Here is a 13707-nt window from a genome sequence, read left to right as displayed (position 1 = left end):
CATTCATCTCCTTTTTCTATAGTGGGAGATGAATATTTTTTCTCAACAGATTTTTACAGGCAAAATCGAAAAATTTTGGATACATTGTTTATCTGCGCGCTAGAAATGCGTAATGGATTAACTTTTTATATAGTCTTGTTGATGAATCATGAATGTTACTATAATAAATAAGGCAAAGCTGATTAATAGCGTAGTTCCACCTACAATAAAGAAGATTAATGTAAATGTACTACCAAAATTAAATGGATTTATATTGTAAAACCACATGCCAACTGTTAAACCCAAAACACCAAGAATAGCTGTCCAACCGTGAACGGCTACTAATTTTTGTGATTTCACTTTGAAGGCTCGATAAAAAATGCCCCATGCAAACATACTTAGCCAGCCGACAAGTAAAATATGTGCATGGATTGGTCTATATTCATAACTACCTGATCCTGACATATGTGAACCTAAATACGTACCGATGAAAGCAAAAATAGCCGCTAATCGAATAAGACGTATACTCCACTTCTGTTCCATACGAAAACTCCCCCTAAGCTTGTTTCAACTAAGTAGCAGTTTAACGTGTGAACATGAACTTTACATGAACTCCTTATGACAAGACTGGTAAATGAATATAAACCTTTGTACCGACATGCATCGTACTTTCCATCTGAATAGTACCTCCGTGTAGCTCTACAATCTGTTTGACAATTGCTAGTCCTAGACCTGTTCCTTGCTTTGTCCTGGAAGCATCTGCGCGATAAAAGCGGTCATATACTTTGGCTAATTGATCTGTCGTCATCCCCATCCCATTGTCCTCCACAAGGATTTCAAGTGAAGTAGATTTTTTCTGTAATTGTAGATGTATTTGTCCACCCTCTACATTATATTTAATAGCATTCGTCAGCAAATTATCCCACACATTTTGTAAAAGTCCTGCATCACCAGCATAACTAATTGGCTCTAGCTTGTAGGCTATTTGAAGCTGTGCCTCTTCTATTTGCCAGCGATATTTTCGCACAGTCTCCCTCAATTGTTCGTCTAATCGGTACGGCTCACGTTTTACGATTCTTGTCGATTGGTCGAGAGATGTTAGTAATAATAATTGCTTGGTTAATGTAGATAAGCGCTTTGTTTCCAACTCGATGATCGCTGCATACTCCTGTCTTTCCTGCTCAGTCAGCAGCGGATTTTTCAGGAGGTCAACATAGCCTTGAATATTTAACAAAGGCGACTGAAAATCATGCGATACATTACTAATAAATTCCTTTCGTATACGATCATTTTCTTGTAATTTCTCGGTCATCCTATTAAAGCTTACAGCTAATTGACCAATTTCATCTGCACTATCAATATCTAACACCGTATCAAACTTTTCATGCGCAAGCTGTTGAGTTGCCGCCGTTAGCTTTGTAATCGGACGAATTAATGCTTTAGCAAACAATAGCATTGCTAGTAAACTCAGTACTGTCATAACCAACATTAACCCTGCAAGTATCGTATGCACTTCCGAAAATAATAAGCGAATATCAGGTCTTATAAATAATGCATATGGCTTGTTTTCATACGTAAATGGCACACCAACTGTATTAATCAATTCATTAGCGAAAAATCCTGTCACAAAGGTTTCTTTAGGGAAGTCTCGCATACCATGATAGGTTTCTCCTTGTAAAACGCGGTCAACAACAGATGCTGACAATGTTTTATCACGATAGTCTCCACCAAAAAAATACCCTTCCTCGCCTGATGTTACATATATTTGATAGCCAATTTCACCCAGTGTCTTCAAATAATTATTTAAATCCTCTGGCTTCGCTGTTTCAATATAATGAACGATATCCTTTGCTATGTTTACGTTTTTTGCATCATTCTTTTCTTTTACCACTTGATGATAATACGTATTCGTTGCTAAAAAACCAATACATAGGCTACCAATCATCACTAGCATCGTCGTCACAACAAATTTACTGTATAAAGTTTTCATGTTGTCTCCTCTAGCTTATAGCCAACACCTCTTACGGTTGTGATTTCAACAGCCGTGTCATAGCGATTTAATCTTTCGCGAATTCGCTTCACATGAGTATTCAACGTCTGTTCGTCTCCTTCATAGTCATAGCCCCATACTTGCTCCATAATATAGCTTCGCGTAAATACTTGGTGAGGGCGTGATGCCAATAAAGCAAGTAGTTCAAATTCCTTTAAAGGTAATATAAGTGTATCCTCTCCTATGACAACTTCAAAGCTTCGACGATCAATCACTAATTTGCCTACTTGGAAAGTTACTTGATTTCTCTTATCCAATCTCCGTAAAATAGCTGCTATACGAAACAATAATTCCTTTGGCTCAAAAGGCTTTACAACATAATCATCTGATCCTGCTAAAAAGCCACGCTCTTTATCCTCAAGCTCGCCTTTCGCTGTTAATAATAAAACAGGAATGTCATAATCTTGCGTTAAAGTCTCGGTTAATGTAAAACCATCCATCCCCGGCATCATCACATCGACAACAGCTAAATCAGGCAGATTCCCTTCTAGTAAAGCTAATGCCTGCTGTGCATTTTCTGCACATAGTACCTGATAGCCTTCCCTTGTGAGATAAATAGTAACTAGCTGTAAAATATGAGCATCGTCATCGACAACAAGAATTTTCATCTGCCTACCTCCAATCAATAAGAAAAAAACTCGCTCACATAGAACGAATTTTTCATCACAAATTACTATTATTTTATAACGAGAATATGGAAATCAACAGTAATAAAAGAAAAGGCAAACCAATAACAATATAACCTCTTGGATTTGCAAGGTTCATGGTCCAACCTACTCCAAAACGTTTCTCTACAAAAACGGAAGGGTCCTGTCGATTCATATAAATTAAGCCGCCTTTCCAATAACGATCTTCATCTACATCCATTACCTGTGAATCAACATTATCTTCATAACGCACTCTATGTTTACGCTTTTTCAAAATATAAATAAATAGTGAACCTAACACAACAGCTAGAAATAAAATAAATACTGGTAATAGCCTATAGCCAACAATCATGGAAGGATAAATATTGCTTAGTTGTAAAACCGTTAATAGAATGGTTAAGGCATAGCTCATCAGCAATATTTGCCAACTCATGTATTTTCGAGTCTTTAGCTGATCTTCCAACGATTCAGCTTTGCGGTTTACAGCTAATTTAATAGCAGAACGTTTAATAGAATCAGTAATTCCCCACATCATACATTGCATCATTAGCATAACGAGCGGCAGCGAAATAGCCGTAAAATAAGTCTTGTTTCTCCAAGCATCTGCTTCTCCACTTGGTCCCCAATGTACAGCTATATCATTTGGCATTAGGTCGTAATGGAGCAATGTGTAAATGATTAAAAACACCGCTATCCCTATAGGCACAGCAAAAAATGTCCAAGGAATCATTGCATCACGGCTTCGGGCAGTTAAATCAACCGCTCGTACTTGTTTAATATTTACGCCCCACTGCTCCTGCCTTTTCAACGTTGATACCTTGTGATGATTTATCCAGTACAGCACCATACTTACGGTAAGCATACTAAACAAACAGCTTAGTAAAACGATACTTTGAGTGGATTCAGAAGAAGCTAGACGATTGTAGCACATCAACATAATGATTAGAAATACTATGCCTGAGCCTCCTACCAATTGAACATACTGTTTTTTCAGCTTAGCTAATGCGAGATGCTTAATATGCTGATCAGGTACAGTAACCCCAAAAACAATAGTCTCTCTTACAATATAAGGAACCACCATTTGCATAGCTAATGTCATGATGTAGATTGTTGTAAAAACACCCAGTAGCATCTTGCTACACTCCCTCTGCTGGAATTTGCAAATCAGCGAATACCTTTTTCATCATGTGCTCAATTTGTTCTACTGTTGCGCCGAGCACCATTCCTTCTGCTACAACAGGCTTTAAATTCTTTTCGATTTGTCGTAGCTGCTCAGGTGACAAAGCTCTCTCCTCAGTTGAACTAATAATAGCTCCTGATTTCGGTCGAATAACAATAATTCCTTTCGCCTCTAATTCATGATAGCTCTTATTAACAGTATGCATATTCACACCTAAATCAGCAGCTAACCCTCGCACAGATGGTAGGGTATCGCCTGGTTTCATTTCGCCTCTTGCAATACCTTCAATAATTTGACGTGTCACCTGCTCATAGATCGGTACGTCTGATTGTGGCTCTATTTGAATAAACATGTTTATCAGCTCCAAATTTGTTATATAACTAGTATAACAAATTTACTGCAATAATGCATGAGATACAAGCTTATTAAATTGGGGAATTTCTAATTGTTTCAATAAATTTTTGCACAAGCATATTTTGTTTCTCGTTATTTCTCGTACAAATAGCGATTTTATGTTTAATAGCATGTATATCCTTTACATAAACCCTTGCCAATTGGCCACTCTCTACATACTCTCGAACTGCAAGGGAAGAAATAAAGTTTGCACCATAGCCTGCCATGACCGAGCGAATTGTTTCATTGATGCCATTAAATTGGAGGGCAATTTTCGGTGGTTTCACTTGGTATGTTTGACATAACGAAAACAGATGCTCTCTCATCGAGCTCCCTTCTTCCCTCATAATAAAAGGCTCCTGAAACATTTCAACCAATGTAATGGATTGATGTGCAAAGCGATGATTTGGAGACACAACAAACCATAACTCATCCTCATATAATTCATCCCACTCGATTTCTTTCGGCCTTTCAGACATTCCTCCACCATATATCGCAATATCCGCCTTATAGTTTATTAGTTGTTCAAAAGCGTCCTTCGTATTGGTTGTTGTAATCATTAAATCCACCTGTTCATTTGCAGCCTTGAAAGTAGCTGCCCATTTTGGAATTAAAAAATTGGCAGGCAGATAGGTAGCCACAATATGTAAATTCCCTGCTTTCGCCAAACGGTAATTTTCGATAAATGTTTCAATATGCTGTTCAAGAGCAATAAAATTTTGAGCTTTCTCTGCTAGAGCTTCACCAACTTCTGTTAGTACTACACCACGCCCTTGTTGCTTAAATAATTGGACTCCTAGTTCATGTTCAAATCGCTTCATTTGACTTGAAACGGCAGGTTGGCTAATACACAAGATCTCTGCAGCTTTAGTGAAGCTACCTGTAGTAGCAACCTGATAAAATAATTTTAAGCTATGACTGTTGATGATTTCACCCCTATTCATAATATAAAGTTATGTATAAATAATAATAATATATTTTTATTATGATTTATTCTATCATACACTTTATTGGCAAGCTTGCACTTTAAAATATAGGGAAATGAGGACTGTATGATGACAGAGTTAAATGTTTGGAAAAATGTAGATGACTATTTTATGGATAAGCTTCTACCAGAAAACGAACACCTTGATGCTGTACTACAGGCTAATAAAGAAGCAGGTATTCCAGAGATAGATGTATCCCCTACTCAAGGGAAACTATTATATTTACTAGCTAAAATAAAAGGAGCAGCAACTATTTTAGAAATTGGCACACTTGGTGGCTATAGCAGTATTTGCTTAGCCCAGGCTCTTCCTAAAGAAGGGAAAGTAGTGACTTTAGAAATTAATGAAGAGTATGCCTTAGTCGCTCAACAAAATATAGAGAGGTCTGGCTATAAGGAACAGGTTGAGATCATTTTAGGAAACGCCTTAGATTCATTACCAAACTTGAAAAAAGCAGGCCATTTATTTGACTTTATTTTTATTGATGCCGATAAGCCTAATAACCCCGCTTACTTGAAGTGGGCGTTAAAACTAGCTCATCCAGGCGCCATCATCATCGCGGATAATGTAGTTCGTAATGGTGCGGTAACTGATGAAATTAGTGAAGATGAACGTGTCAGAGGCGTACAGCAATTTATAGATTTACTAAAAGAGGAACCTAGAATTGAAGCAACAGCTATACAAACAGTTGGTGTGAAGGGGTATGACGGCTTCGTACTAGCCATTGTAAACTAAGACGGAAAAAAATCCGCGTAAACTGCTGCAGCAGCTACGCGGATTTATTTCAAAAAAGATGCCCTACAGCTCCCCATCTAAGCTAATAAGACATCTTTTCTCCCTTAAAACCTCTTAACTTTTATTTAGACCCCTTTTAATTCGATCATGCTTATCTCTTTCATTTAACGGGGGAACAGACCCCGTCACGTTATGTTAGTAGAATTAGGAAAGTTGAATATGTTAATAGTAGATTTTATCTTATGCTAATTTTTCATACCCTGGAAGTGTCAAGAATTCCGCGAACTCATCTTGCTCAATTAAAGATTTAAACAGTTCAGCAGCTTCTTCATAGCGACCACTGTTATAGGCTTGTTCCCCAACAGCCTCTTTAATTTTCACAAGCTCTTCTTCCAATATCTCTAAGACAAACGCTAACGTAATGCCACGTCCATCATCTAAAATACCTTTAGGATGACGAATCCATTGCCATACTTGTGTTCGAGAGATTTCTGCTGTTGCAGCATCCTCCATCAAGTTATTTATAGGTGCAGCACCGTTACCACGAAGCCATGAAGCAATATACTGTACACCAACACTACAGTTAATACGAAGACCTTCAAGCGTAATTGTCCCTTCTGGTACAGCTACTAAATCTTCTGCCTTTACATGTACATCTTCGCGTTTTTTATGAATTTGGTTAGGAGTTGTCATAATAGCATCAAATTGCTCCATTGCAGTTGCCACCATACCTGGATGTGCTACCCAAGTACCATCATGTCCCTCTGTTGCCTCACGACGTTTATCTTCTGCAACCTTTGCAAATGCCACCGCATTCGCCTCATCATCATTTTTAACAGGAATTTGTGCAGCCATACCGCCCATTGCTGGTGCATTTCGCTTATGACATGTCTGTATACATAAAGACGTATAAGCCTTCATGAAAGGTACAGTCATCGTTACTTGGCCACGATCTGGTAAAATAACGTCAGCTTGATTACGAAGACGTTTAATATAACTGAAAATATAATCCCAACGGCCACAATTCAGACCAGCTGAATGTTCACGTAGCTCATATAAAATTTCATCCATCTCAAACGCTGCTAAAATCGTTTCAATCAAAACAGTAGCTTTTATAGTCCCTTGTGGGATGCCAATATAATCTTGGGCAAACACAAAGATATCATTCCATAGACGAGCCTCTAAATGACTTTCAAGCTTCGGTAAATAGAAGTATGGCCCAGTACCTTGTGCTAGTGCATTTTTCGCATTATGGAATAGATATAACCCAAAATCAAAGAAACTCCCTGAGATCGGCTCTCCATCAACAAGCACATGCTTCTCAAGCAGATGTAAGCCTCGCGGTCGAACTAACAGCACTGCTGTTTCAGTATTTAATGTATACGTTTTACCATTGGAGGCTTGCGTAAACTCAATCGTCTTATTAATAGCATCACGCATATTAATTTGACCACCAATCATATTTTCCCACGTTGGAGAGGATGCATCCTCAAAACAAGCCATAAACATTTTTGCACCAGAGTTTAAAGCATTAATCACCATTTTTCGATCAACAGGACCTGTAATCTCGACACGGCGATCTTGCAAGTCCTTTGGAAGTGGTGCAATTGTCCAATCACCTTCACGAATACCTTTAGTCTCTGGTAAGAAATCCAGTTTCTCTCCTGCATCAAGACGATTTTGTCTTTCCTGGCGAGCGTTCAACAGCTCCTTACGACGAGCATCAAAATTTTTATGCAAGGCAAGAACAAACTCAAGAGCTTCAGGTGTTAAAACTTCCTTCGTTTGCTCGTTTTGTTCTCCAACAATTTTAAGCTTACCTGTCGTTGCCTGTTCCATTAGTTGTTTACCCACCTTTGCTATTTTAGTTTCGTCATCCTCCGCCTTAGGAGGAGCGGAGGAGACTACTCTATGATTATGAATTTAGGAAAACACGTAATTCAATCAAGACTTATACAAACTGTTCAGTTTCAGTTGAACCTGCCATTGCCGTTGTAGAAGAAGTACCTCCAGAGATAACTTGAGAAATTTCATCAAAGTATCCAGTACCTACCTCACGTTGGTGGCGTGTAGCTGTATAGCCTTTTGATTCTGAAGCAAACTCAGCTTGCTGTAGCTTAGAATATGCAGCCATACCATTATCTTTATAATCATGTGCAAGCTCAAACATAGAGTGGTTTAGTGCATGGAAACCTGCTAATGTTACAAACTGGAATTTATAACCTAGCTTACCAAGTTCACGTTGATACTCTGCAATTTCCTCTTCTGAAAGGTTTGCTTTCCAGTTGAATGATGGTGAACAGTTGTATGCAAGCATTTTACCAGGGAACTCTGCATGAATGGCCTCAGCAAATTCACGAGCTTCTTCTAGTGATGGTTTAGAAGTTTCACACCAAATTAAGTCTGCATATGGTGCGTAAGCTAAACCACGAGCAATTGCTTGTTTAATACCTGCTTTTGTACGGAAGAAACCTTCAGGTGTACGTTCACCAGTGATGAACTCTGCATCACGTGGATCAATATCTGAAGTAACCATATCCGCAGCATCAGCATCGGTACGCGCGATTAGAATTGTATCTACACCCATAACATCTGTTGCTAAACGAGCAGCCACTAAGTTACGAACAGCGTTTTGCGTTGGTAATAAAACTTTACCGCCTAGATGACCACATTTCTTTTCTGAAGCTAATTGATCTTCTAAGTGCACACCAGCTGCACCAGCTTCAATCATGCCTTTTACAAGCTCAAATACGTTTAGAGGACCACCAAAACCTGCTTCAGCATCTGCTACGATTGGTGCAAACCAGTCAAATTGATCGACACGTCCTTCAGCATGATCAATTTGATCGGCACGTTGAAGTGCTTGGTTGATTCTTTTTACTACTGCTGGTACAGAGTTAGCAGGATATAACGATTGGTCAGGATACATTTGACCAGAAAGATTTGCATCCGCAGCCACTTGCCAGCCTGATAGATAGATAGCCTTTAATCCAGCCTTTACTTGTTGTACCGCCTGATTACCTGTTAATGCCCCCAATGCATTAATAAATGGTTCTTCACGTAACGAATTCCAAAGTCGAGTAGCACCTTTTTGCGCCAATGTTTGTTCAATTATCACAGTGCCCTGTAATTTAACAACCTCTTCAGCTGAATATGTGCGTTCAATACCAGCCCAGCGTGGGTTTTCAGCCCATTGTTTTTCTAAAGCTTCGATTCTTTCTTGACGAGTTGACATATTGAAATTCCACCTTCCCCTTTGTGTACAATATACTCTGTTAAAAAACTTTTAATTAACTGTTCCATAACAGGTTTATTTGTTGTAAATTAATATATAACAGAGTGTTTGGATTTTCATTATTTTTGGATAAAAGATCATTTTTTCGGGATGAAACTACTTTTTTGAGCGATAAAATTTGGAAGACTGTTTACAAACAAGGGGGATATTCACAATGAACAATGAGTTAAAATCTTTTGGAAATGATATTTCACAACAGTATATTTTAATGTTGCAGGACTGGGTTCCAGCGAATTCATCCATTGCAATTGCTGTTGAACATTCTTATATTTATTTTCACTCAGGTCATCAAGATATTCAGTTAAAGATAGGTCAACAAGTAATGCCTGGGAGTATTGCAGAGCAAGTGTTACGCACTCACAAAAAAACAGATGCCATATTAGATAATTCTTTATTCAATACGCCCTATTATGGCATTGGCTATCCCATATCCATTCAAGATAAGCCAGCTGCATTAGTTGTTATCTTACCATCCACATTCACTATGAAAAAAGCAGAGCCATTCCAATTTTTAACGGGGAAACAAGAGGAGGAGTGGAATCCAGTAGCAATAAGTAAAATATCTCATATAGAAAGTCTGCAGAAAAAAACTTGGTTTTATGTAGATAAAGAACAGTTTAAAACGGGGATTACACTAAAAGAGCTGCAATTAAGGTTGCCATCATACTTTATTCGTATTCATAGATCCTATATTGTAAATATACATTTCATAAAAAAAATGGCCCGAGATCTAACATCAAATTTTATTATTACATTAACCGATGGAAGTGAATTGCCAGTAAGTCAATCCTATATCAATAATCTTCGAAGTGCTCTTGAATTTTAAGTGCGAAGACTGTCTTTTATCTGGATTTAACGATTATTTTTGTACCGAAAGCAAAGAATCACTCCTCTCTAGGGGATAATCATTGCTTACTTTGTTGCTATTTTCAGCAGATGTTCACATGTGATGAATCAAGCTAAATCATCAAGCGGATGTCACAGATTTTGAAGAGGAATTTTTCTAATGAGCTCGAAAAATCTAACTAGAAGAACCAAAAAAGACCAGAGAAATTATTCTCTGGTCTTTCACAATTGCCTAGCGACGTCCTACTCTCACAGGGGGAAGCCCCCAACTACCATCGGCGCTAAAGAGCTTAACTTCCGTGTTCGGTATGGGAACGGGTGTGACCTCTTTGCCATCATCACTAGACTATGGTCGGCTTTCAATATACATCGCATTTCTTCGTCAGCTTCTGTCGTTCAGTCAGTCACGTACTTGAGTACGCTCCTTTCCTCTCTCCATTGCTTCCTCGAACTACTCGTATCTTGAAACCCTTCATAAAAGAAATTATTCTTTCAAAACTGGATAAACGTGCATTGAATATTTCAAACGTTTTGGTTAAGTCCTCGATCGATTAGTATTCGTCAGCTCCATGTGTCACCACACTTCCACCTCGAACCTATCTACCTCATCGTCTTTGAGGGATCTTACTTACTTGCGTAATGGGAAATCTCATCTTGAGGGGGGCTTCATGCTTAGATGCTTTCAGCACTTATCCCGTCCACACATAGCTACCCAGCGATGCCTTTGGCAAGACAACTGGTACACCAGCGGTGTGTCCATCCCGGTCCTCTCGTACTAAGGACAGCTCCTCTCAAATTTCCTACGCCCACGACGGATAGGGACCGAACTGTCTCACGACGTTCTGAACCCAGCTCGCGTACCGCTTTAATGGGCGAACAGCCCAACCCTTGGGACCGACTACAGCCCCAGGATGCGATGAGCCGACATCGAGGTGCCAAACCTCCCCGTCGATGTGGACTCTTGGGGGAGATAAGCCTGTTATCCCCGGGGTAGCTTTTATCCGTTGAGCGATGGCCCTTCCATGCGGAACCACCGGATCACTAAGCCCGTCTTTCGACCCTGCTCGACTTGTAGGTCTCGCAGTCAAGCTCCCTTGTGCCTTTACACTCTACGAATGATTTCCAACCATTCTGAGGGAACCTTTGGGCGCCTCCGTTACCTTTTAGGAGGCGACCGCCCCAGTCAAACTGTCCGCCTGACACTGTCTCCTGCCCCGCTAAGGGGCATGGGTTAGAATTTCAATACAACCAGGGTAGTATCCCACCGACGCCTCCTTCGAAGCTGGCGCTCCGAGATCTCTGGCTCCTACCTATCCTGTACAAGTTGTACCAAAATTCAATATCAGGCTACAGTAAAGCTCCACGGGGTCTTTCCGTCCTGTCGCGGGTAACCTGCATCTTCACAGGTACTATAATTTCACCGAGTCTCTCGTTGAGACAGTGCCCAGATCGTTACGCCTTTCGTGCGGGTCGGAACTTACCCGACAAGGAATTTCGCTACCTTAGGACCGTTATAGTTACGGCCGCCGTTTACTGGGGCTTCAATTCGCAGCTTCGCTTGCGCTAACCACTCCTCTTAACCTTCCAGCACCGGGCAGGCGTCAGCCCCTATACGTCACCTTACGGTTTTGCAGAGACCTGTGTTTTTGCTAAACAGTCGCCTGGGCCTATTCACTGCGGCTCTCATGCGCTTGCACGCTCAAGAGCACCCCTTCTCCCGAAGTTACGGGGTCATTTTGCCGAGTTCCTTAACGAGAGTTCTCTCGCACACCTTAGGATTCTCTCCTCGACTACCTGTGTCGGTTTGCGGTACGGGCACCTCTCACCTCGATAGAGGCTTTTCTTGGCAGTGTGAAATCAGGAACTTCGTCCATACGGACTCGCCATCACAGCTCAACGTTACAGTGTGCGGATTTGCCTACACACACGCCTTACTGCTTGGACGCGCATAACCAACAGCGCGCTTACCCTATCCTACTGCGTCCCCCCATTTCTCAAACGGTGAGGAGGTGGTACAGGAATATCAACCTGTTGTCCATCGCCTACGCCTATCGGCCTCGGCTTAGGTCCCGACTAACCCTGAGCGGACGAGCCTTCCTCAGGAAACCTTAGTCATACGGTGGACGGGATTCTCACCCGTCTTTCGCTACTCATACCGGCATTCTCACTTCTAAGCGCTCCACCAGTCCTTCCGGTCTGACTTCAACGCACTTAGAACGCTCTCCTACCACTGACATCGTAGATGTCAATCCACAGCTTCGGTGAATCGTTTAGCCCCGATACATTTTCGGCGCAGCGTCACTCGACCAGTGAGCTATTACGCACTCTTTAAATGATGGCTGCTTCTAAGCCAACATCCTGGTTGTCTGTGCAACGCCACATCCTTTTCCACTTAACGATTACTTTGGGACCTTAGCTGGTGGTCTGGGCTGTTTCCCTTTTGACTACGGATCTTATCACTCGCAGTCTGACTCCCGTGTATAAATATCTGGCATTCGGAGTTTGTCTGAATTCGGTAAACCGGGATGGCCCCCTAGTCCAAACAGTGCTCTACCTCCAGTATTCTCATCACGAGGCTAGCCCTAAAGCTATTTCGGAGAGAACCAGCTATCTCCAAGTTCGATTGGAATTTCTCCGCTACCCACACCTCATCCCCGCACTTTTCAACGTGCGTGGGTTCGGGCCTCCAGTAAGTGTTACCTTACCTTCACCCTGGACATGGGTAGATCACCTGGTTTCGGGTCTACGACCACGTACTATTTCGCCCTATTCAGACTCGCTTTCGCTGCGGCTCCGCCTTCTAAAGCTTAACCTCGCACGTAATCGTAACTCGCCGGTTCATTCTACAAAAGGCACGCTATCACCCATTAACGGGCTCTAACTACTTGTAGGCACACGGTTTCAGGATCTCTTTCACTCCCCTTCCGGGGTGCTTTTCACCTTTCCCTCACGGTACTGGTTCACTATCGGTCACTAGGTAGTATTTAGCCTTGGGAGATGGTCCTCCCGGATTCCGACGGAATTTCACGTGTTCCGCCGTACTCAGGATCCACTCAGGAGAGAACGAACTTTCGACTACAGGGCTTTTACCTGCTCTGGCGGACCTTTCCAAGTCGCTTCATCTAACTCGCTCTTTTGTAACTCCGTATTGAGTGTCCTACAACCCCAAGAGGCAAGCCTCTTGGTTTGGGCTCTTCCCGTTTCGCTCGCCGCTACTCAGGGAATCGATTTTTCTTTCTCTTCCTCCAGGTACTTAGATGTTTCAGTTCCCTGGGTCTGCCTTCAAGACGCTATGTATTCACGTCAAGATACTACGCGATTAAACGTAGTGGGTTCCCCCATTCGGAAATCTCCGGATCAAAGCTCACTTACAGCTCCCCGAAGCATATCGGTGTTAGTGCCGTCCTTCTTCGGCTCCTAGTGCCAAGGCATTCGCCGTGCGCCCTTAATAACTTAACCTAACGGCTTTCAATACACATCACATTTCGTTGTCAGCTTCACTCGTTCAATCAGTCACGTACTCAAGTACGCTCCTTCATTCACTCGATTGCTTCCTAGAACTGCTCGTGTCTTGAAACCCTCTTAATGTTATTAAG

General features: G+C 41.3%; 10 protein-coding genes and 2 rRNA genes. 2 read left to right on the top strand and 10 right to left on the bottom strand.

Annotated features, from left to right (window positions below; genetic code table 11):
- Positions 1-117: 117 nt before the first annotated feature.
- The 6 genes from MKY46_RS00675 to MKY46_RS00650 form a co-directional block, all read right to left on the bottom strand.
- Positions 118-522 (bottom strand): hypothetical protein, encoded by a 405-nt coding sequence (locus tag MKY46_RS00675; RefSeq protein WP_036126609.1) that lies wholly within the window; start codon positions 520-522, stop codon positions 118-120.
- A gap of 73 nt (positions 523-595) precedes the next feature.
- Positions 596-1969 carry a HAMP domain-containing sensor histidine kinase gene (locus MKY46_RS00670; protein ID WP_036126608.1) on the bottom strand — a complete coding sequence of 458 codons (1374 nt, stop codon included), beginning with the start codon at positions 1967-1969 and terminating at the stop codon, positions 596-598.
- Positions 1966-2637 carry a response regulator transcription factor gene (locus tag MKY46_RS00665; protein WP_036126605.1) on the bottom strand — a complete coding sequence of 224 codons (672 nt, stop codon included), beginning with the start codon at positions 2635-2637 and terminating at the stop codon, positions 1966-1968. Before MKY46_RS00665 ends, MKY46_RS00670 begins: the two co-directional genes overlap by 4 nt.
- A gap of 73 nt (positions 2638-2710) precedes the next feature.
- Positions 2711-3808 carry a DUF1648 domain-containing protein gene (locus MKY46_RS00660; protein ID WP_036126602.1) on the bottom strand — a complete coding sequence of 366 codons (1098 nt, stop codon included), beginning with the start codon at positions 3806-3808 and terminating at the stop codon, positions 2711-2713.
- Between the two features lie 4 nt (positions 3809-3812).
- Positions 3813-4208 (bottom strand): GntR family transcriptional regulator, encoded by a 396-nt coding sequence (locus tag MKY46_RS00655; RefSeq protein WP_036126599.1) that lies wholly within the window; start codon positions 4206-4208, stop codon positions 3813-3815.
- 73 nt (positions 4209-4281) lie between these two features.
- Positions 4282-5175, bottom strand: coding sequence for a LysR family transcriptional regulator (locus MKY46_RS00650; protein WP_036126611.1), 894 nt, complete (start codon positions 5173-5175; stop codon positions 4282-4284).
- Between the two features lie 129 nt (positions 5176-5304).
- Here MKY46_RS00650 and MKY46_RS00645 point away from each other — a divergent pair, with 129 nt between their 5' ends.
- Complete coding sequence (locus MKY46_RS00645; RefSeq protein ID WP_036126597.1) at positions 5305-5970, top strand: O-methyltransferase; 666 nt, start codon at positions 5305-5307, stop codon at positions 5968-5970.
- 240 nt (positions 5971-6210) lie between these two features.
- Here MKY46_RS00645 and aceB read toward each other — a convergent pair whose 3' ends face one another.
- Together aceB and aceA are read right to left on the bottom strand one after the other, a co-directional pair.
- Entirely contained in the window at positions 6211-7809 is a 1599-nt protein-coding gene (aceB, locus tag MKY46_RS00640; RefSeq protein ID WP_058843784.1) for a malate synthase A, read from the bottom strand.
- A 112-nt stretch (positions 7810-7921) separates the two neighbouring features.
- Positions 7922-9205 (bottom strand): isocitrate lyase, encoded by a 1284-nt coding sequence (aceA, locus tag MKY46_RS00635; protein WP_036122155.1) that lies wholly within the window; start codon positions 9203-9205, stop codon positions 7922-7924.
- A gap of 214 nt (positions 9206-9419) precedes the next feature.
- Between aceA and MKY46_RS00630 the strand changes: the two genes are divergently transcribed.
- Complete coding sequence (locus MKY46_RS00630) at positions 9420-10091, top strand: LytTR family DNA-binding domain-containing protein (RefSeq protein ID WP_036122152.1); 672 nt, start codon at positions 9420-9422, stop codon at positions 10089-10091.
- Positions 10092-10341: 250 nt separating this feature from the next.
- Here the strand turns inward: MKY46_RS00630 and rrf are convergent.
- Together rrf and MKY46_RS00620 are read right to left on the bottom strand one after the other, a co-directional pair.
- Positions 10342-10457, bottom strand: a 5S ribosomal RNA gene (gene rrf, locus MKY46_RS00625).
- A gap of 185 nt (positions 10458-10642) precedes the next feature.
- Positions 10643-13570 (bottom strand): 23S ribosomal RNA (locus tag MKY46_RS00620).
- Positions 13571-13707 lie beyond the last annotated feature (137 nt).

Source organism: Lysinibacillus sp. FSL M8-0355 (assembly GCF_038008985.1).
Classification (GTDB): domain Bacteria; phylum Bacillota; class Bacilli; order Bacillales_A; family Planococcaceae; genus Lysinibacillus; species Lysinibacillus fusiformis_D.
The sequence above is the reverse complement of the archived record's forward strand: the minus strand, read 5'-3'. Positions and strand labels throughout refer to the sequence as shown.